Here is a 19,577-nt window from a genome sequence, read left to right on the forward strand (position 1 = left end):
CTGCCGTGCCGGAACCGGTACGGCAGCCCGCCCTCGAAAGGATCGACAGTGGCCCCCTCCGCTCTCGCCATCGACCTCGGAAGCAGCTCCGCCATCGTCTGGGCCGACCAGCGTGGCATCGTCGGCGCGCCCAGCAGCACGCTCGTGCGCCGCGGCCGGATCACCGACGTGGACGGCTGCGCCGCCCTGCTGACCGAGCTGGCCCACCGATTCCCGCAACCCCTGCCCGCCGTCGACGTGGTCGTGGCCTGCCGCCCGGTGCTGTCCACCGACGACGACCAGGACGTGATGCGGCACGTCATCGACACCGCGTTCGCGCCGCGCCGGACCGTGTTCATCGAGTCCGTCCGCGCCGCCGCGATCGGATCCGGCGCGGCCGCCGGCAGTCTGCTGGTCGCCGACGTCGGCGCCGAACTCACCGAACTCGCTCTGCTCCGCGAGGGCCGCGTCACCGTGGCCCGCCGCGCCGACATCGGCACCCGCGACCTCGCCCAGGGTGCCACCGCCGGGCTGCTCGCCGACGTCGTCGCCCACCACCTGCGCGGCCTGCGGGACGTCTGCCCGGCCGAGGACCTGGCCGAGGCGACCGCCCGCGGCCTGCTGCTCGTCGGCGACGGCGCCGACCACCCGGAACTCCCGGGAGCCCTGGCCGACACCCTCGACCTGCGGATCCACCGCACCCCCGAGCCCCGGGCCGCCGCCGTCAACGGCGCCGCCCAGGCCGCCAGATCCCTGCTGCGGCATCCCGCCTTCGCATGAGCTCGCTGTGGCTCTCCAGTGACGCCGCCCGCGTGATCGCCGACCTGGTGCGCCAGGCCGGCGGCGGTGAGGTGATCCTGAGCGAGCGGGAGGACGTCCTGCTCATCGAGGTCGTCCACCAGCACCGCGAGCCGATCGCCGTCGGGGCGCCGGACGGTGCTCTGACCTGCGGTTCGCATGCCACGAGCACCGGAGGCGTGCTCTGGGCGGAAATCCGCTCGACACCCGGCGGCGTGATCCGATAACGTCCCCGTCGGCCGTGGCACTAGCGCAGGAGGTGAGCACCCGTGAACGTTTCATCGATCAGGGCGCTCCGCCTGTCGCCGCGGCTCCGGAGCGTCTGAGAAGACTCTCCGGAGAGGCGACACTCTATGGATCCTGCTGTCACGCAGATCTCCGAACGACACTGGCACGCCCTCGACGACGACCGGGTGATCGGCCGCGGCGAGGTTTCGCACCGGCCCGACGGGCGCAGCTTCCTCAGCATCGACGTGTGGCACGACGCCGTCTTCGACAGGCTCGCCACCGCGATGCTGGCCACGCTGCCGAAACCGCTCTACACCGTGGTCGACGAGGCCGATGTGGACCTGCTCTGCCGCTGGGAGCAGTTCGGCTTCGGCCCCCGGCGCCGCGAGTGGGAATACGTCATCCCCACCCGGCCCGGCGCCGTCTCCCTACCGGACGGCTACACGATGCTCCCCTTCGGCACGGCCGAGGCGGGACCGCTCGGCGAGCTCGACCGGATCGTCCGCGACGAGGTCGACACCACCGTGGGCTGGCACAACATGCCGGCCGAGGTGCTGGCCTGGCCGCTCGACCCGTCCCGGTACGCGGTGGTCGCGCACCAGGGCGGCTACGCCGGTTTCGCCCGCATCGCTCCCCTGCCCCGCCAGCCGCGTATCGCCCTCATCGCGGTCCGCGCCGATCACCGCCGCCGGGGCATCGCCGGGGCACTGCTGACCGATCTGCTCGGCAGGACGCCGCAGCCGTCGATCGCCGCCGACGTGCACCAGTCGAACGCCGCGGCGATCGCCCTGTTCGAGAGCGCCGGCGGGCGGCGGACCAGCAGCAACCTGGAGTTGGTGCTGCGATGAGCATCCAGCAGGAGGGAACCGTCGTCGAGTGCCTGCGTAACGCCACGTTCCGCGTGGAGTTGCCCAACGGGCACGTCGTCCTCGCCCACATCAGCGGCAGGATGCGGAAGAACTTCATCAAGGTCCTGCCGTTCGACCGGGTGCTGGTGGAGCTCAGCCCCTACGACCTGACCAGGGGGCGCATCCTCTTCCGGCACCGCGACTAGCTAGCTCCACACCGCTCGGAGCCGGTCCGCCTCGGCAGCGGCCTGGGTGCGGCCGGCTTCGGCGGCGGGGCGGCGCCGGGCGGGGTCGAGCGGGTTGCGCCCGATCGCCCGCCGCGCGGCCGCGTCCGGCGCCAGGATCGCGCTGCACACGTCCGGGCCCAGCGCCGCGACCTGCGCGGACGGCCGTCCCGAGCGCCGGGCCGAGGCGGTCACCGGTGCGAGCACGACGACCCGGTCACTGCCGGCGGCCAGGTCGGCGTTCGCGACCGACCGCGCGCCGCCGTCGATGTACCGCGCGCCGCCGATCGTGACCGGTGGCCACGTCAGCGGCACCGCGCAGCTCGCGGCCACGGCATCGACGAGGGACACGCCACTGGACGCGTCGAAGATCCGTACTTCCCCGGTCTGCGCGTCGACCGCCGTGACGAGCAGCCGGGTCGCCGGCCAGCCGCGGTCGCTGATCCGGGCCGCGATCACCCGCCGCCGCTCGGCCTCCGGCATCGTCCGGGCCCGCAGCGCCCGCCGCCCCAGCCACGCCCGGCCCCGCGCCGGATCGCCCGGCCACAGCCCCGCCACCAGGAAACTCAGCACGCCACCCAGGCTCATCCGCGCCGCGACCTCGCTCCCCGGGCCCCGCAGCTGCGCCTCATAAAGATCTTTCAGCGGTACGCCGGACAGCACCTGTGCGGCGACCGCCGACCCCGCCGACGTGCCCACGAGCAGGCCCGCGTCGGTCAGGTCCACACCGTGCTCGGCCAGCCCGTGCAGAAGCCCCAGCTCCCACGCGACCCCGGTGACACCGCCGCCGCCCAGCACCAGGGCCTTGCCGTCGACTCCCATGGATGGATCCTACAGTTACGTTCCTACGTAATTACGTTATAGTTGACCGGTGAGCGACTCCGACCGCCTGGCCGACCTCGAGCGACGCGTGGCCGCACTCGAGCAGAAACCGCAGCCCACGCCCGATCCCGAGGTGTTCTGGGCGCTCGAAGGCCTGCTCGCCCGGGCCGGCGATCCCGGCGCCGTGCTGTTCACCGGCCACGCCACGCTGCCGGACGGCCGCACGGCCCGCTGGCAGGAGGCGGCCGGCGTCGACGACCTGCTCGGCGGCGACTGGTCCCAGCACGTCGCCGTGCTCGCCGCCCTGGCCCACCCGGCCCGGATCCGCCTGCTCCAGCAGCTGACACGGGGCGCCGCCACGGCCGCTGAGCTGCAGCAGATGGACGGCATGGGCACGAGCGGCCAGGTCTATCACCACCTGCGCCAGCTCGTCGCCGCCGGCTGGCTCGCCACCCTCGGCGGCGGGCGCTACGAGGTGCCGGTCGCCCGCGTCATCCCCCTGCTCACCGTCCTGTCAGGAGTCCGCCGATGAAACGTGCGATCGCCCGCCTGCAGACCTGGTGGTTCCGGCTGTTCGTGGTGCTCGTCCTCGCGTTCCTCGTGCTGCCGGTGCCGAAGCCCTTCGACATCGCGCTGATGGCGGTGCCGCTGGTGCTCGCCTTTGTGCGCGCGCCACGGTCGGAGCATCCTCCGGTCACCGTCGCGCCGCCGGTGCGGGGGCGGTGGGTGGCCATCAACAGCCCGGGTACGGCCGTGCCGAGCCACGGAGTCCGGGCCTACGGGCAGACGTACGCGGTCGACCTGCTGCAACCCTCGGCGGACGCGGCCCCGAAGATCGGGTGGTCGGTCCGCACGCGCGCTGCCCGTGCGTACGAATGCTTCGGATCTCCGGTCTTCGCCATGGCCTCGGGAACCGTCGTGCGCGCGGCGGACCGCCGGCGCGACCACCGGAGCCGGGACACCTGGCCGGCGCTGATCTGGATGATGACCGTCGAGGCGTTCGCGCGGGAGCTGGGCGGCGCCGCGTGGATCCTCGGCAACCACGTGATCGTGCAACACGACGACGGGACCCACGCCGCCTACGCCCACCTGCGCCGCGGGTCCGCTCGTGTCACCGCCGGCGATCGGGTCACCGCCGGTCAGCAGCTCGCCGAGGTCGGCAACACGGGCAACACCTCCGAGCCGCACCTGCACGTGCAGCTGATGGACGGCCCGGTCGTCACCGCGGCCGCCGGCATCCCGATGCGGTGGGCGGATCCGGTCACCGTCGTGGAGACGGACGCGCGCTGGAGCACCGGCGATCCGAAGCCTTCGGCACTGCCCGGATTCCCGCGGAACGGCCAGGTCTTCGAGGTCGGCGAGGTGCGCAGCCGTCCTTAACCGGCCGGTCCCCCGCCGAGGCCGATCTCGTTGCCGTCCGGGTCCCGGAAGACGGCTTTGCGGACGCCGTTGTCGTACGTCTCCCGCTCGGCCGGCTCCAGACCCCGGCCGGCGATGGCCGCGAGCCGCTCGTCGAAGTCGCCGACGAACACGGTGTGCATCGCGTGCCCGGCGTGCTCCGGCTTCACCTCGATGTAGAGGTACCGGTTCGCGGCCAGCTCCCACACCGCCTCGACGTCGTTCGGCAGGAACGAGGGCGGGCCGCCGAGCAGGCGTTCGTACCAGGCGGCGGCCACGGCGTAGTCACGCACCGGGACACCGGCGAAGAGGTCGACGGTCATCGCCTCAGGGTCTCACAGGTCGCCGAGGTAGCCGCGGACCACGGGGAGCCGGTCGGACGCGGGCCCGAGGCCGTAGTTGCGGGAGATCAGGGCGGCGGCCGGCGACGGCTGCCGGCGGTCCGCGGCGGCCTCTCCCCAGCGGGCTTCGTCCGGCGACAGGATCCGGGCGTCGACGACGACCGGCGCCCCGAAGTCGGCCGGCGGTGGTGGCGGCGCCGGGGTGTAGGCGGGCTTGGCCGCGGGCGCGGGAGCCGCGACCTCACGGCAGGTCAGGCAGGCGCCGGTGACGCCGCTCAGGACGTACCGGCTCACCGCTCCCCGGCTCACCGGCCGCCACCGGCGGTCGCCGCAGCCGGAACAGAACACGCCGGGGACGTAGGCCACGGCGATGGCGTGCGCGTCCGCCGCCAGGTCGGCCTCGCCCGGGTCGTCGAGTGGCTGCCGCCCGTTCGCGGCGGTCGCCAGGGTCAGCCAGCGCGGCTGGGCGCCACCCGGGGCGCAGGCCCAGTAGCGCTGCGCCCGCACGTAATCGCCGGCGATCGCCCAGGGGTGGCGACGCAGCGCCAGCGAGAGGAGAACCCGCCCGTCACGGCCGGTCGTCAACGTGAAGCGGTCTGCCTGTTCGGTCACGGCGAGAGACATCGGCAGCCGCCCCTGCCGGTCCAGAACTCCTCGCATCCTCAACCGAGCTGCTACCTGGTGGTACAGGCCTGCACCATCGGGCGGACCGGGCGGCGCTACGGTCGGGACATGACCCCACGACGGCAGGCCGACCCCGCGGTGGGCGAGCGTGTCCGGGCTCGCCGCCTGCTTCGCGGGTGGAGCATCCGGTACGCCGCCAGCCGCGCCGGTGTCTCGCACGCCACCTGGAGCCGGATCGAACGGGGGCTGCAGGGGGCCGACAACCGGTTCATGCTGGCGGACCTGGCCGGAGCGCTCGACTGCACCCTGGCCGACCTGGCCGGGACGGGGGTTCCGGCGCCCGACCGGGCGACGTCGGCGGCGCAGGCCGGGGTGCTCGGCCTGCGCCGGGCCCTGGTCGACATCGACCTGAGCGAGCCGCCGTCCCGCCCGGCCCCGCCGCTCGCCGAACTGCGGCGCACGAATGCGCTGGCCGACGCGCTGTACCGGGCCTGCGACTACGCCGGCGCCGCCCGCGTCTACACCGATCTGCTGCGGGACCTGCACACCGAGACCGCCGGCCCGGATCACGCCGAGGCGCTGCGGCTGCTCTGCGAGGCCACTTCGAACGCCGCGACGGTCCTGCGCAACCTCGGCCATCCGCCGGACGCCTGGCTCGCCGCGGAACGGTGCCGGGACGCGGCCGAGGCCGCCGGGGACCCGGTGCTGCGCGGGCACGCCGCGTACGCCATGGCCCGGTCCGCTCTTGCCTGCGGCTCCGCCCAGCGGGGTCAGACGATCGCCGAGCGGGCGGTGAACGACCTCGGCGGCCACCTGTCCCGGCCCGGCGCCCCGGAGATCCTCGGCTCGCTGCAGCTGGTCGCCGCGCTGGCGAGCCACGCCCGCGGCCGCCTCGACGACAGCCGCGACTGGCTGGCCGAGGCCGCCGCACTGGCCCTGCGCACCGGCGAGACCGACACGATGGGCATGTTCTTCGGCCCCACGAACGTCAACATCTGGCAGATGAGCATCGAGGCCGGCGACGGCGACCCGATCCGTGTCGTGGAGATCGCCGGGCGCACCGATCCGTCGGCGATCGAGGCGGGCGTCCGCCAGGTCTTCTATTACGCCGACACCGCCCGCGCCCTGATCCGCCTCGGCGGCCGCGATCGCGAGGCGATCCGCTTCCTGCTCACCGCGGAGAGGATCGCCCCCCAGCACGTACGCACGTCAGCCGACCTGGCGACGGCCGTCCGCATCCTGCTGGAACGCTCCAACCGCCGGGCCGGCGGCACGGCGTTACGCGGGCTGTCGGAACGCATGAGCGTCCTTACCATGGCGCGATGAGTACAGAGATCGAGATCGTCGGCTACGACCCGGCCTGGCCGGCACGCTTCGCCGAGTTCGGCGCCGTGCTGCGCCGGGCGCTCGGTGACGTGGCGCTGCGCATCGACCACATCGGTTCGACGTCGGTGCCGGGTCTCGCCGCCAAGCCGGTCATCGACGTCCAGGTGTCGGTCGCGCGCCTCGAGCCGCAGGACCCGTTCCGTGATCCGCTCGTCGGCATCGGACTCGTGCACCACGCGAACAACCCGGACCGCACCAAGCGCTACTTCCGGGAGGCGCCGGGCCGGCCGCGCACCCACATCCACGTACGCCGGGCGGGCAGCTTCCCGGAACAGTTCGCCCTGCTGTTCCGCGACTTCCTGCGCGCCGATCAGGAGGTGGCCGACGGCTACGCGCAGGTCAAGCGCGCCCTCGCTGTGCAGTACCGCCACGACCGGGAGGCCTACACCGACGCCAAGTCGCCGATCTTCTGGGAGATCATTCAGCAGGCGGACGACTGGGCGCGGCGGACCGGGTGGGAGCCGCCGGCGAGCGACGCCTGACCTCCCGCGCGGCCGGCGGCGTGCCGTCTCATCGCTCGAACGGATCCCAGTGGGTGGCGTGCCGGAGCAGGGACAGCGCCAGGTCCCGGTGGGCCGCGGCCCAGCGGGTGTCGAAGAGGAAGAGCTGCTCGTAGCCGAAGAAGTCGTCGATGTAGCGGGCGACCTGGACGAGGTGCTCGCCGATCGCGACCCGGGTCTGCGGGAGCGGCTCCGGCCGCCGGTTGCGCAGGATCCGCTCGTGGCTCGGCGCGGTCCAGCCGGGCCCGACGGCGAGGTCGTACCCCTCGAGTGCGGCGTACCGGCCGGCGGCCGTGCCGATGCCGTCGTCGCCGGGACCGACGAGGGAGCGCAGCAGGTCGGTGTCGAAGCGTTCGCGGGTGTACGGCGTGTCGATCCGGCGCAGACGGCCGGCGAGTTCGGGCAGGGTGATGCCGGCGAAGACGGTCGCGCCTCGCTGATCGAGGTTGCTGCCGTTGTCGGCGGTGTTCGACCAGGCGATGCGGACCGCGTAGACGGAGTCCGGGCCGGGCGCCGGTGGACCGCCGGCGCGCAGCGCCAGTCCCGGGTCGAAGACCGCGCCCGGCCCGGCGGCGTCCGACGACAGCGGCCACTCGCCGTGGGCCAGGAAGGTCAGGTGGCCGGGGTGCGCGGCCACCGCCTCGTCCTCGATGAAGTAGTAGGCCAGGTCCACTTCGTCGTCGTCGGTGCGCACGCGCAGACCCCGCTCGTCGAGCCGGATCGGGTCGTCCGATTCGACCCAGAGGTGCTCGTCCAGCACCGCATGGAGTTCGGCGAGGGTCTGCGGGCAGGGCAGGTCGTGCTCCTCGATCTCCTCGAAGAGCGAGTCGAAGCCGTACGGGCCGCCGAAGAGGTCGGCGGTGAGCAACTCATCCGGATCCTCGTGTCGCCAGGACCGCTGGAACCAGCCGAGCACCGTCGTGTCCGGCAGGTGGCGGGCCAGTTTGCTGAACGGGGAATCCACCCGGGAACGCTCCATGAACCACACGCCCGGAAGCGTAAATGCGCCCATTGCACGGCATGACAGCCGGGCAGCGTCTTAAATGGTGTGAAACATATACCAAAGGGACAGGTAGATGAAGAACTCACGCATTGCGGCCCCCGTGCTCGTCGCCCTGGCCATGCTCGCCGCGCCGGCGTCGGGGCTTGCCACGGGCACGCCCGCCCTGGCCTCGGCCGGGATCCCGGCCGGGTCGGCGATCGCGGACCAGCCGGTGGAGAGTGTGGTGGTCAGCGGCAAGGGGACGGTCTTCGGCGACCCCGACACGCTCACCGTGAACTTCGCGGTGGAGACCAGCGCGCCGACCGTCGGTGAGGCGCTCGATCGGGCCGATGCGGCCGCGGGGCGGATGCGGGACTCCCTCGTACGCGGAGGGGTGGTGAAGAAGGATCTGCAGACGTCCGACGTCAACATCAGCGCGCGGCGCAATGACAAGGACAAGATCACGGGGTACGCCGTGACGCAGGCCCTGACCGCGCGATTCCGGAACGACGTGGCGAAAGCGGGAGCGGCGATCTCCGCGGCCGTCGCTGCGGGAGGCGACGCGGCCCGGCTCAACGGGATGTCGTTCTCGATCGGCGACGACACCGCGCTGCTCGCCGAGGCGCGCCGGAAGGCGTTCGCCGACGCGCGCGGCAAGGCCGAACTCTATGCGCGCGAGGCCGGCCGCACCCTGAGCCGTGTCATCAAGGTGACCGAGTCGTCGTCGAGCTGGGGCGGGCCGGTCGACGCGTTCAAGAACTACGCCTCCCTGGCCGCGGCCGACGCCGGCGTGCCGATCGAGCCGGGCCGCCAGGAGCTCACCGTCACCGTCACCGCCGAGTGGGCGTTCAAGGACTGACGAGATCTGCCAGTCTGGACGGCGTGATCGACGACTGGCTGCTGTTCCCCCGGCCCGGGGATCGCCACTGATGCGGCTCTCCCCCGAGGAATCCCGGCGCCGGTTCGCCGCCGCGCCGGTCGCCCGCCTGGCCACCGTCTCGGCCGCGGGCGTTCCCCACCTCGTGCCGGTGACCTTCGCGGTGCTCGGCGAGCGCATCGTCTTCGCCGTCGATCACAAGCCGAAGAGCACCACCCGCCTGCGGCGTCTGGACAACATCGCGGTACGACCGGACGTGGCCGTTCTCGCCGACGTCTACGACGACGACTGGTCGCGGCTGTGGTGGGCCCGCGCCGACGGGATCGCCCGCGTCCTGGACACCGACGACGAGGCGGTGGACGCGCTGGTGGCACGCTATCCGGCCTACGCGCAGCGCCGCCCGCACGGGCCGATCGTGTCGATCACGGTGACCGCCTGGTCGGGCTGGGCAGCGGCCGCGTAGAACCGCACGCGGGCGCCACATCTGGACAGGCGGCCATCGATCCGGTCGGGTCAAGAGCCCGGTTCAGCAGTTGGCGAGGAAGTCCCCCGCGTCGATGGCGCAGATGTCGGCGCCCGATCCGCCGGCCGCGGTGTCGCCGGCGGAGCCGTCCTGCACGTCGACGCGGTCGTCACCCGACTCTCCGGAGACGATGTCGACGCCGCTGCGATCGGTGAGCACGTCGTCGCCGCCCTGCCCCTTCAGGCTGTCGTTGCCCGGCCCGCCGTCGACGGTGTCGTCACCGCCACCGCCGGCCACATGGTCCGCGCCGGTGCCGCCGTCGATCGTGTCGTCGCCGCCACCACCGTTGATCCGGTCATTGCCCGCCCCGCCGACCAGCGTGTCGTCGCCACCGCCGCCGTTGATGACGTCGTCGCCGCCCAGGCCGCAGATCACGTCGCCGGCGCCGGTGCCGGTCAGCACGTCGTCGCCGCTGGTGCCGGTGACGACGCAGCCCTGGTCGCCGGGGACGGCGAGGTCACGCACGAAAACGTCCCGGAACCCGTTGGTGTCCCCCGCCACCAGGTTCGCCGCGTGCGACGCGAACGTCACGTGCCGGCCGTCGCCGCTGATGAATCCGTCGTCGGAGTCGCCGTCGCCCTGGCCGCCGCCGTCGGTGAGGCTGACGCGTTCGGTCGTGCCCGCCTGCCGGTCGCGCACGAACACGTCGGGGACGCCGTTGGTGTCCGCCGCGACCAGGTCGGACGCCTCCGACTGGAAGGCGACCCGGCGGCCGTCGTCGCTGATCGTCGGTGCGCTCGAGTGCCCGCCGGCCTCCCCGCCGCCGCCGGTGAGGCTCACGCGTGCGGTCGTGCCCGCCTGCCGGTCCCGGACGAACACGTCGGCGGCGTCGTTGGTGTCCGCCGCGACCAGGTCGGACGCGTCCGACCGGAAGGCGATGTAGCGGCCGTCGTCGCTGAGCGCGGCCCGGCCCAGCGACTGGCCGGTGCCCTGGCCGCCACCGGTGGCGACGCTGACCCGTTCGGTCGTCGCGGTCTGCAGGTCGTGCACGAAGAAGTCCGGCTGCGCGTTCGTGTCACCCGGCACCAGGTTGCCGGCCTCCGAGTAGAAGGCCACGTGGTCGCCGCTGCCGCTGATGGCCGGCTGGAGTCCGTACGAATCGGCCTGGGTGCCGCCGGAGGAGACGTTGACCCGCACGGTCGTGGCGGCCTGCCGGTCCCGGACGAAGACGTCGATCACGTCGTTGGTGTCGCCGGCGACCAGGTTCGGCGCGTTCGACATGAACGCGACCCGGTTGCCGTCGTCGGACACGGTCGCCAGCACCGAGAAGTCGGTGCCTTGCGCCCCGCCCGCGGCGACGCTGACCCGCTCGGTGACACCGGTCTGACGATCGTGCAGGAACACGTCGGGGAAGCCGTTCGTGTCGCCCGGCACCAGGTTGCCGGCGAGCGACGTGAAGACCACGAATCGCCCGTTCCCGCTGATCGCCGACTGGCCCGACGTGCTGTCGCCCTGGACGCCGCCGGAGGTGACGCTGACCCGCTCGGTGGTGCCGGCCTGCCGGTCCCGGACGAACACGTCCAGCTCGTCGTTGGTGTCGCCGGCGACCAGGTTCGTGGCGAACGAGTCGAACACGACATAACGGCCGTCGTCGCTGGCGTTGCCGCCGGGGAACTCGCTGATGATGTCGGCGTCGCCCTGCGTGCCCCCGGTAGCGACACTGATCCGCTCGGTGCCGGCTGCCGCCGCCGCCGGTGCGACGTCCAGCGTCACCGCGGCCAGTGTCGCCAGCGTGACCAGTGCTGCCCTTCGTGCCGTTCCGATTCCGCGCATGGCGTGGACGTCCTCCGGGTTCGTTCGGGAATGGGATGGAGTCAGCAGCGGGCGACGTCACCGGCGTCGATGAGGCAGGTGTCGCCACCGGATCCGCCGCCGGCGGTGTCGCCGCCCGCGCCGTCCTGCACGTCGACGCGGTCGTCACCCGACTCGCCGGACACGGTGTCGACGCCGCTGCGATCGGTCAGCACGTCGTCGCCGCCCTGGCCCTTCAGCCTGTCGCCGCCCGGCCCGCCGTCGATCGTGTCGTCGCCGCCACCACCGTTGATCCGGTCGTCACCCGCCCCGCCGATCAGCGTGTCGTCGCCACCGCCGCCGTTGATGACGTCGTCGCCGCCCAGGCCGCAGATCACGTCGTCGGCGCCGCTGCCGGTCAGCACGTCGTCGCCGCCGGTGCCGGTGACGGTGCAATCGCTCGTGGGGACGGCGGTCCCCCGTACGAAGACGTCTCTGTTGTCGTTGGAATCCCCTGCCACCAGGTTGGAGGCCTCCGAACCGAAGACGACGTGCCGGCCGTCGCCGCTGATGAACGCGGGATCCGAGTGGCCGTTCGCCTCGGCGCCACCGGCGGTGAGGCTGACGCGTCCGGTGGTGCCCGCCTGCCGGTCCCGGACGAAGATGTCGTTGACGCCGTTGGTGTCCGCGGCGACCAGATCAGGCGATCCCGACGGGAAGGCGACCAGGCGGCCGTCGTCGCTGAGCGTCGGAGCGCCGGCGCCGTCGGCGGCCTGCGTTCCGCCGGTGGCGACGCTGACCCGCTCGGTCGTGCCGGTCAGCCGGTCGCGGACGAACGCGTCACCGGTGCCGTTGGTGTCGGAGGCGACCAGATCGGAGGCGTACGACTCGAAGCCGACGAAGCGCCCGTCGTCGCTCATCGAGGACCGGCTGTTCGACGAGCTGGAGGCCTCGCCGCCACCCGTGGCGACGCTGACCCGCTCGGTCACCGCGGCCGGCAGGTCCCGGACGAAGACGTCGTCGAATCCGTTGGTGTCGCCCGGCACCATGTTGTCCGCGGCGGAGTGGAAGGAGACGTGCTCGCCGTCGCCACTGATGTGCGGAAGATTGGCGTTCTCGTTGCCCTGCGCGCCCGAGGAGGAGACGCTGACGCGGACCGTCGTGCCGGCCTGCCGGTCGCGCACGAACACGTCGGCGAACCCGTTCGTGTCACCCGGCACCAGGTCGGAGGCGAACGACAGGAACGCCACCCGGTTGCCGTCGTCGGACACCGCGGGAATCACCGACTGCTCGTTCGCCTGGCTCCCGGCGGTGCTGACGCTCACCCGCTCGGTGGCGCCGGTCTGCCGGTCGTGCAGGAAGATGTCGCCGTAGCCGTTGGTGTCGCCGGGCACGAGGTTGGACGCCTCCGACCCGAAGACCACGTACCGCCCGTCGCCGCTGATCGCCGAGAGGACCGAGACGCCGTCGCCCTGGACCCCACCGGACGAGACGCTGACCCGCTCGGTGGTTCCGGCCCGGCGATCCCGCACGAACACGTCGATGGCGTCGTTCGTGTCGCCGGGGACCAGGTTCGCCGCGAAGGAGTCGAACACGACGAAGCGGCCGTCATCGCTGGCCACCCCGTTGGGGACGTCCACGATGTTGAAGCCGTCGGCCTGCACGCCGTCACTGCTGACGGTGACCCGTTCGGTCGTGACCGCGGCGGCCGCCGGTTCGACGTCCAGAGTCGCCGCGGCCAATGTCACCAGCGCGACGAGTCCGATCTTCAGCATGGGAAACGCGTCCTTCCTGCCGAGCACACGCCGGGGCTCGGGTCGGGTTTCGCCGTCCTGATCGTAGAGGCGGCGACCTGCCCTGACCTGCGGTTCGCGGTATGTTCGGCGCCGGACAACGGGTGAGACGAGGACCACGACGCCATGAATGATCACTACGGCGGCGGCGTCGGCGACCTGCCGCGATCGATGGTCGAGGTCGTGTGGGCGTCACGGCGCCCGATGTGGGTGGCGCGCCCCGGACTGCGGCTCCTCGACTTTCCTGACCACCAGGAGGCCGATCGGGCGAGCCTGCAGCGATTCCCGCAGGAACGCGACGCCTCGATCGTGTGGGCCTCGGTCCCGCCGGCGCTCGTGATCAGTTCCGGTCGGGATGACGAGCGGGCGATCGCGGATTACCTGCGCGAGGACGGCGACGTGATCGTCATGTGGGACAGCCTCGCCCTCCCGAGCGTGCTGCTGAGCGCGGCGGAGGCGGCGGCTCGGGTGCCGGAGATCGTGGCGACGGCCGCGCTGCTCTGGCTCTATCGCCCGGACCGGGATCTCATCCTCGAGCGGAACTACTTCGAGGACACGGTGACGGTGGCCCGGATCCCCCGGCCCGGCTAGAGCAGGAAGTCCAGCACGGCCGGGGTGAAGCCCGGTCCCAGCTGGGGGATGTGCGCGCCTCCGTTGATCGTCCACGCCTGGACGGTCGACGTACCCCCGCAGCCCTCGCTCCAGACGTGCACCGATGTGTCCACACCGGGCAGACCGGCGTCCAGGTCGATGTCGGCGCCGTCGCGGCCCGGCGAGGCGCACCCGTCGGCCTCCACCCATCGGGCGACCGTCAGAGCCGCCGGCGGATAGGGGACGCCGTTGATCTCGCCGCCGCCGATCGCGATGGTCTCGTCGGCGTCGCCGTGGATGGCGAGCACGCTCACCGGCTCCGACGGGCGGCAACGGGCGGGGTCGTCGGCGCCGATGCCGGCGAGCGAGACCACCGCCGCGATCTGGTCGGCGTGGTCGCAGGCCATCCGCAACGCCATGGCTCCGCCGTTGGAATGGCCGATGACAGAGACACGATCAGGATCTATCCGGTACGTCCTGAGCACCGTGCCGATCAGGTCATGCAGGAAGAGCGAGTCATCGGGCGCGGGCGGGGAGAACGCGCAGCACGCGTCGGTGGCGTTCCAGAACCGCTCGCCGCCGCTCTCGGCCGTCCCGTCCGGGGTGACGTAGACGAATCCCCGCGACCGCGCCTCGGGGATCAGCCGCAGGTACGACTCCAGCTCCCGCGCGTCGGACCCGTAGCCGTGCAGGCCGACGACGAGAGGAGCGGGACGGTCCGGATCGTAGGACTCCGGCACGAACACGGTGACCTGCCGCCCGCCGATCTCCACCGTTGCGGAACCGGTCGACGGCATGAGGGCCGACGGCGCCGGGGACGGGGACGCGGACGAGCCACAACCGACCGTCAGCAGCACGGTCACCACCGCGGCCATGACTCCGGCGCATCGTGCCATCGTCCCTCCCCGGTCCCGACAGTATCGGGCTCAGACCAGGCGGACCACCAAGCGCGACCGGTCAGCGGAGCGCGGCGACGGCCTCGTCCACCGTGCGATAGGTCGGCAGCTCCGCGGTCAGCCGCATCGTCTCCAGAACGGTCCTCAGGAAGGCCGAGCTTCCGGCGAGCACCAGCTCACCGGACCGGCTCCGGGCCGCGTTGCGCCCCCTGATCAGCGCACCGACACCGGTCGAGTCCACCACGTCCGCATCGCTGAGGTCGACGACGACGGCCGGGCACGCCGCCACGGCCTCCTCCAGAACGGCCCACAACTCGACTGCCGTGTCGAGATCGATGTCGCCGGAGACGCGCACCACCGCCACGGACGCTTCCAGCTTCAGCGATACGTGCTGCATCTGCCGCTCCCACCTGTCGACCCAAATCATAGGAGCCGGGTACGCCGGCCCGCACACGCGCAGGAGCGACCCGTCGGGACTCGGCGTCACTCATCGGCGACCGCCGGCCACACCCTGCTCACTGCCGGGCCGCGATCGGCATTCGTCGGCACCCGGGGTGGGGTGCTCGGGGCCGCTGGAGTCTGAGACCGGAGCCGGCGCCGGCTCGGCCGATCGACACCTCAGACACCAGGAGTATCAATGACCCAGCCCAGCCGCCGAGCCCGCATCGTCCTCGCCGTGGTCACCGGCATCGTCACCGGCGCCTCCCGCGCGGTGGCCGACTGGCTGCTCGACCTCTTCCACGGCTGACGCGTCACCGGGCTGGTCTCCGGCCGGCTACGGTTCGAAGACCAGCCCGGCCGCGATCTCCCCGGCCCCGGTCAGCCCGAACCGGCGGATCTGTTCGGCGCCCACGGTGTCGCCGGCCCGCTCGCGCAGGCCGGCCAGCGCCCACAGGGCGCGGATGTTCCCGCGATCGAGGTCCTGCAGGTGAAGGGCCTCGGCTCCGGCGATGTCCCCCACGCGCTCACGCCGCCGTGCCAGCTCGCGCAAGGGGTGGAAGTCGCCCCGGTCCGCGGCCTTCGCGGCGTCCCCGTGGTTCTCCCGCAACCCGGTCAGCCCCCGCGGATATCGCGCTTCTCCCCGGCGACGCTCGACATCCTCATCACGATGCCCGGCGACGGATCCGGGCGATGGCGGACCGTCGGGAGGCAGGGTCCTGGCCCGGTCCGGGGCGGGATCCGCCCGGTCCCGGAGCCAGGCCAGCTCCCTCGCCGCATACTCGTTGCCGCGCTCGGCAGCCCGCCGATACAGAGCCTCCTCGGCGGCGAGGTCCCCGTCCCGCCGATGTCCCTGAGCCAGCTGCCGCAACGCGTAGTTGTCGCCTCGCTCGGCAGCCTCCCGGTACAGCGCGGCGGCGCCGTCGGAGTCGCCGCCGCGCTCCCGCCGAAAGGCCAGCTCCCGCATCGCGCGGGTGCTCCCGCGGTCGGCGGCCCGCTGGTAGAGCCAGACGGCATGCTGGTAGCGGCCCCGCTCCTCGGCCAGCCGGCCGAACCTTCTCAGCAGGTCGGGGTCGGTGACGGTGGTGGAGAACGCCCGCCACAGGCTGTCCGGCGGATAGATCGCGTTCCGTTCGGTACGGCCGATCTGCTCGAGGTAGTCGGCGAGCCGGTAACACGGCTGGGCACCTGGCGGCGATTGATCAGGCCGCAGGCGGATACGGGTCAGCGGGCCCCGGGTGCCGTGACACGGCTTGGCGGTGTAGGCGAGGGCCTGTTCGAACCAGTCGTCGCCGAGGGCGTCCCAGTCATGGTCATCGAGGTACCCGTGCGCCGCCTGCTCCAGCAACGCGTGCGGCAGGGCCGGGGAGTAACCGAGGCGACGGGCGTCCATCGCCACCTGGAGGACGGCCCGGGCCGCCGGCATGGTGTCCTTCGCCGTGCGGTAGCGCTCTTCGAGTGCGGGGGCGCCGGCCAGGTACTGAGCGATCCGGCCGTTCTCGGCATGGGCGGCGGCGTACCGCATGCGGGGATCGGTTCCCGGTGCCGCGAGGCCGGCCAGTTCAGCGGCGGAGAACGCGTCGGTGAGCGTGATCGCGCTGCTCTGCAGCAGGTCCCGGGCCTGAAGGTAGTCGTCCCGGCCGACGGCGGGCTCGGTCGCCAGGGCGTTCCAGTACTCCGGCCACAGCGTCGCCAGTACCAGCACCGGCTCCCGTCCCGGGTCGCCCAGCAGGGTCCGGAGACCGGCCGCGACCCGCTCGCCCAGACCCGGGTCGGCCGGCATCAGATAGTGCTGGGCCTCGTTCAGCCAGACGATCGTGTACGACCCGGCCCGTGCTAGGTCCGCCAGTGCGGCCTCCGGGCGGGTCGGGTCGTACGGATGCCACAGCGTCCACCGGTCCCGCTGCCGCTGGTCGAGGTAGCGCACCAGTTCCCAGCAGGCCCGGGTCTTCCCCGTCGACGAGCCACCGACCACGGTGATCAGCCGTGAGCGCCCGTCGTCCAGCATGCCGTCGACGATCGCCCGTAACTCCGCGTCGTGCGCGCGGGGCACGTACGCGGTCAGCGCGTCGCCGGTGCCGGCGCCCGGCAGCTGAATCGCCGGATGCACCTCCAGCCCGCCGGGTCCGGTGGGGTCGCATTCGCCGATAGGGCGGCCCAGCCGCGGCGACGGGGCTGCCGGCCGGGAGGTCCCGAGCGACGGCGTGACCCGCGCCGCGATCGCGAATTCGTCATCGCCGCAGATCCGCGCCAGCGTCCGCGCCACCGCGCGCACATCGTCGAGCTGTGCGGGCCCGCCGCGGCTGATGATCCGGTGGATGACGTCCTTCTTCGGGGAGCCGTCCAGCCGATCGTCTCCCGCGATGTGCTTCTCGAGGTCTTCGAGCGTGGGGCGGCCGGCCCTGTCGTGCAGTTCGTGAAGCAGATCGCGGACGTCGCGCTGCGATCCCTCGGGCAGATCGGGCCGGGCCAGCGCCCGCGGGCGGCGCGTCGGCACGCGTCCGGCGCCGGTCGCCACTGGCCGGCCACGCGTTGATCGAGACTTGTCAGCGTCCATCGCCGACCCAGGATGCCTCACCGCCGTCCCCGCCGTCACCCGCCCGCCGGGCGCCGCACCGCGATTGCCGGGATGCCGGCCGCCGCACCGCGCCGGCGGGATGCCGCTAGCTCAGCGCCCGGGTCACACTCCGGAGCAGCAGCAGCCCGATGCAGAGGACGGAGACGACGACGGCCGCCACCGCGAGCGAGCCGGACGACAGCGCCGCGCCGAACGCTCCGATCGACAAGACCGAGCCGAACGAGCCGATCGACAACGCCGAGCCGAACGAACCCATCGAACCGATCGACAACACCGAGCCGAAGGAGCCCACCGACAGGATCGAGCCGAGCGAGCCGACCGACAGGATGGAGTCCGACGAGTAGATGCTCAGAATGGAGTTGCTCGAGCGGTACGACAGAATGTTCATGCGGCGATGATCGTCGATGGACGCGGAATGGCGCGACCCCGGCGATTCACCACGTCCGCACGCGGGGCAGGGCGATGTTCAGCAGGTGCCGGAGTTCGGCCAGGCGCAGCAGCCGTCCCGCCACCAGATAACCGGCTCCACCCGCCAGGACGGCGGCGATCACGGAGACGAGAGCACCGGAGTCGATGAGCCGGAGCACGCCGGCGGCGCAGAGCCCGGCGGTGACGGTCGCCAGAAGGACTCGGGCGTGCGTACGAATCAAGCGACGCCCGTCGAGGTAACCCAATCGCCGGCGCAGCACCACGGCAGTCGTGTTGAGACCGACCGCATAGGCGACGGCGAATGCGACGGGAATACCGATGACGATGTCGCGTTCCGGCAGAATCCATCCGGCCACGGCGCATCCGCCGACACCGACGACCGCGACCAGAACGGTGATGAGCGCGGAGGTCCGGGTGTCCTGAAGCGCATACATTCCGCGCTGCAGAATCATGTAACTGGTGAAGGGGACGAGGGTCAGACCGAAAGCGGTGAGGACGAGACCCAGCATTCGTACGGTCGAGGCATCGCTGTTCCCGTGATCGAAGAGGACGACGGCGATATCCGGTCCGAGCAGCACGAAGGCGGCCGCGATCGGCGCCATGATCACCAGCGCGGTGCGGACCGCCCGGGACAGCCCGGTGGTGACCCGCTGATGCTCGCCGCGGGCGGCGTACTGGCTGAGCCGCGGCAGGATCGCCGTCATCACCGAGACCGCGATGACCGCGAACGGCACCAGGTAGACGGCGCTCGCGTTCTGGTAGGCGGTGATGCCGCCGGCCCCGGCCCAGGACGCCGTCCGGGTCGCCATCGCGGTCAGCGTCGTCGAGGCCGCGACGGACAGCAGCACCCAGATCCCGAGTCTCCCGATCCGCTTGATCGCGATGCCGCGCGGGTCCAGGTGCAGCCGGATCGGGAACCCGCTGCGGCGCAGCGCCCACACCACCAGCACGGTCTGCGCGCACACGCCGGCGGTCGTGCCGACGGCCAGCAGCAACAGGTGCCCGGTGCCCAGTTCGGTGCTGGTGCTGCCGCCGACCAGCAGATACGCGACGCCCACCCCGATCACGATGACGCTGTTCACCAGCGGCGCCCACGCCGGAGCCCCGAACCGGCCGCGCACGTTGAGGATCGCGCCGGCCGTCGCGCTGATGCCGTAGAACAGCATCTGCGGCAGGAAGTACCTGCTGAACAGGATCGCCAGCTCACGCTGCTCGGCGGTGAACCCGGGCGCGTACAGGTCGATCAGCAGCGGCGCCGCCACGACCGCGACGACCGCGACCGCGCCGAGAACGTAGACGATCAGCGACAGCAGCCGTTGCGCGTACAGCACCCCACCGTCCGGCTCGTCCAGCGCCGCCCGGGTCAGCAGCGGCACCACGATGCTCGCCATCGTCCCGCCGACGACGAGCTCATACACCGCGTTGGGCAACGTGTTCGCCACGTTGTAGGTGTCGAGCAGCCGGGTGCCGAGCCCGAGAGCGGCGGCCAGCACCAGAATCCGCAGGAACCCGGCGACCCGCGACGCAAGAGTCGCCACCGCCATCCGCTGCCCGGCCGCCCTGATCGAAGATCCTTCAGTCACGACACCTG

At 72.4% G+C, this 19,577-nt stretch carries 22 protein-coding genes; 11 read left to right on the top strand and 11 right to left on the bottom strand.

Features of this window, described 5'->3' with window-relative positions:
• Window positions 1-48: 48 nt before the first annotated feature.
• The 4 genes from EP757_RS33815 (at window position 49) to infA (ending at window position 2,059) form a co-directional block, all read left to right on the top strand.
• A complete protein-coding gene (locus tag EP757_RS33815; RefSeq protein WP_160165964.1) occupies window positions 49-759 on the top strand; it encodes a rod shape-determining protein in 711 nt (236 codons plus the stop codon).
• Complete coding sequence (locus tag EP757_RS33820) at window positions 756-1,004, top strand: hypothetical protein (RefSeq protein WP_127552454.1); 249 nt, start codon at window positions 756-758, stop codon at window positions 1,002-1,004. The genes EP757_RS33815 and EP757_RS33820 overlap by 4 nt, the downstream gene beginning before the upstream one ends.
• A 126-nt stretch (window positions 1,005-1,130) precedes the next feature.
• Window positions 1,131-1,853, top strand: coding sequence for a GNAT family N-acetyltransferase (locus tag EP757_RS33825; protein ID WP_127552455.1), 723 nt, complete (start codon window positions 1,131-1,133; stop codon window positions 1,851-1,853).
• Window positions 1,850-2,059, top strand: coding sequence for a translation initiation factor IF-1 (infA, locus tag EP757_RS33830; protein ID WP_127552456.1), 210 nt, complete (start codon window positions 1,850-1,852; stop codon window positions 2,057-2,059). Before EP757_RS33825 ends, infA begins: the two co-directional genes overlap by 4 nt.
• Here the strand turns inward: infA and EP757_RS33835 are convergent, their stop codons facing one another.
• Entirely contained in the window at window positions 2,060-2,899 is an 840-nt protein-coding gene (locus EP757_RS33835; RefSeq protein WP_127552457.1) for a patatin-like phospholipase family protein, read from the bottom strand.
• A gap of 49 nt (window positions 2,900-2,948) precedes the next feature.
• On the opposite strand from EP757_RS33835, the gene EP757_RS33840 reads away from it, so the two are divergent.
• Both EP757_RS33840 and EP757_RS33845 read left to right on the top strand, forming a co-directional pair.
• A complete protein-coding gene (locus EP757_RS33840; protein WP_127552458.1) occupies window positions 2,949-3,431 on the top strand; it encodes a helix-turn-helix domain-containing protein in 483 nt (160 codons plus the stop codon).
• Window positions 3,428-4,279 (top strand): M23 family metallopeptidase, encoded by an 852-nt coding sequence (locus EP757_RS33845; protein WP_127552459.1) that lies wholly within the window; start codon window positions 3,428-3,430, stop codon window positions 4,277-4,279. The genes EP757_RS33840 and EP757_RS33845 overlap by 4 nt, the downstream gene beginning before the upstream one ends.
• On the opposite strand, the gene EP757_RS33850 is transcribed toward EP757_RS33845, so the two are convergent.
• Together EP757_RS33850 and EP757_RS43055 are read right to left on the bottom strand one after the other, a co-directional pair.
• A complete protein-coding gene (locus EP757_RS33850) occupies window positions 4,276-4,620 on the bottom strand; it encodes a VOC family protein (RefSeq protein ID WP_127552460.1) in 345 nt (114 codons plus the stop codon). The two genes, EP757_RS33845 and EP757_RS33850, sit on opposite strands and share 4 nt — an antisense overlap.
• A 12-nt stretch (window positions 4,621-4,632) precedes the next feature.
• Window positions 4,633-5,298 carry a hypothetical protein gene (locus EP757_RS43055; protein WP_160165965.1) on the bottom strand — a complete coding sequence of 222 codons (666 nt, stop codon included), beginning with the start codon at window positions 5,296-5,298 and terminating at the stop codon, window positions 4,633-4,635.
• A 72-nt stretch (window positions 5,299-5,370) separates the two neighbouring features.
• Here EP757_RS43055 and EP757_RS33860 point away from each other — a divergent pair, with 72 nt between their 5' ends.
• Complete coding sequence (locus tag EP757_RS33860) at window positions 5,371-6,588, top strand: helix-turn-helix domain-containing protein (protein WP_127552461.1); 1,218 nt, start codon at window positions 5,371-5,373, stop codon at window positions 6,586-6,588.
• On the top strand, window positions 6,585-7,130 hold the full coding sequence (locus tag EP757_RS33865) for a GrpB family protein (RefSeq protein ID WP_127552462.1): 546 nt from the start codon (window positions 6,585-6,587) through the stop codon (window positions 7,128-7,130). Before EP757_RS33860 ends, EP757_RS33865 begins: the two co-directional genes overlap by 4 nt.
• A 28-nt stretch (window positions 7,131-7,158) precedes the next feature.
• Here the strand turns inward: EP757_RS33865 and EP757_RS33870 are convergent, their stop codons facing one another.
• Entirely contained in the window at window positions 7,159-8,127 is a 969-nt protein-coding gene (locus EP757_RS33870) for a hypothetical protein (RefSeq protein ID WP_232050734.1), read from the bottom strand.
• 97 nt (window positions 8,128-8,224) lie between these two features.
• Here EP757_RS33870 and EP757_RS33875 point away from each other — a divergent pair, with 97 nt between their 5' ends.
• Window positions 8,225-8,989: an SIMPL domain-containing protein gene (locus tag EP757_RS33875; protein WP_127552464.1), complete on the top strand. Its 765-nt coding sequence runs from the start codon at window positions 8,225-8,227 to the stop codon at window positions 8,987-8,989.
• A gap of 70 nt (window positions 8,990-9,059) precedes the next feature.
• Window positions 9,060-9,470 (top strand): TIGR03668 family PPOX class F420-dependent oxidoreductase, encoded by a 411-nt coding sequence (locus EP757_RS33880; protein ID WP_127552465.1) that lies wholly within the window; start codon window positions 9,060-9,062, stop codon window positions 9,468-9,470.
• Window positions 9,471-9,533: 63 nt separating this feature from the next.
• Here EP757_RS33880 and EP757_RS33885 read toward each other — a convergent pair whose 3' ends face one another.
• Together EP757_RS33885 and EP757_RS33890 are read right to left on the bottom strand one after the other, a co-directional pair.
• Complete coding sequence (locus EP757_RS33885) at window positions 9,534-11,303, bottom strand: PD40 domain-containing protein (protein ID WP_127552466.1); 1,770 nt, start codon at window positions 11,301-11,303, stop codon at window positions 9,534-9,536.
• Window positions 11,304-11,344: 41 nt separating this feature from the next.
• A complete protein-coding gene (locus EP757_RS33890; protein WP_160165966.1) occupies window positions 11,345-13,036 on the bottom strand; it encodes a calcium-binding protein in 1,692 nt (563 codons plus the stop codon).
• Between the two features lie 144 nt (window positions 13,037-13,180).
• Here EP757_RS33890 and EP757_RS33895 point away from each other — a divergent pair, with 144 nt between their 5' ends.
• The gene (locus EP757_RS33895; RefSeq protein WP_127552467.1) at window positions 13,181-13,645 is read left to right on the top strand and encodes a hypothetical protein; all 465 of its coding nucleotides are present in this window, start codon (window positions 13,181-13,183) and stop codon (window positions 13,643-13,645) included.
• Here the strand turns inward: EP757_RS33895 and EP757_RS33900 are convergent.
• The 5 genes from EP757_RS33900 to murJ form a co-directional block, all read right to left on the bottom strand.
• Complete coding sequence (locus EP757_RS33900; protein WP_127552468.1) at window positions 13,642-14,541, bottom strand: PHB depolymerase family esterase; 900 nt, start codon at window positions 14,539-14,541, stop codon at window positions 13,642-13,644. The two genes, EP757_RS33895 and EP757_RS33900, sit on opposite strands and share 4 nt — an antisense overlap.
• A 61-nt stretch (window positions 14,542-14,602) precedes the next feature.
• Window positions 14,603-14,938, bottom strand: coding sequence for an STAS domain-containing protein (locus EP757_RS33905; RefSeq protein WP_160165967.1), 336 nt, complete (start codon window positions 14,936-14,938; stop codon window positions 14,603-14,605).
• 378 nt (window positions 14,939-15,316) lie between these two features.
• On the bottom strand, window positions 15,317-17,476 hold the full coding sequence (locus EP757_RS33910) for a sel1 repeat family protein (protein ID WP_127552470.1): 2,160 nt from the start codon (window positions 17,474-17,476) through the stop codon (window positions 15,317-15,319).
• Between the two features lie 166 nt (window positions 17,477-17,642).
• A complete protein-coding gene (locus EP757_RS33915) occupies window positions 17,643-17,945 on the bottom strand; it encodes a hypothetical protein (protein ID WP_127552471.1) in 303 nt (100 codons plus the stop codon).
• A 46-nt stretch (window positions 17,946-17,991) separates the two neighbouring features.
• Entirely contained in the window at window positions 17,992-19,530 is a 1,539-nt protein-coding gene (murJ, locus tag EP757_RS33920; RefSeq protein ID WP_127554568.1) for a murein biosynthesis integral membrane protein MurJ, read from the bottom strand.
• Between the last annotated feature and the right edge of the window lie 47 nt (window positions 19,531-19,577).

The organism is Actinoplanes sp. OR16, from assembly GCF_004001265.1.
Taxonomy (GTDB): Bacteria; Actinomycetota; Actinomycetes; order Mycobacteriales; family Micromonosporaceae; genus Actinoplanes.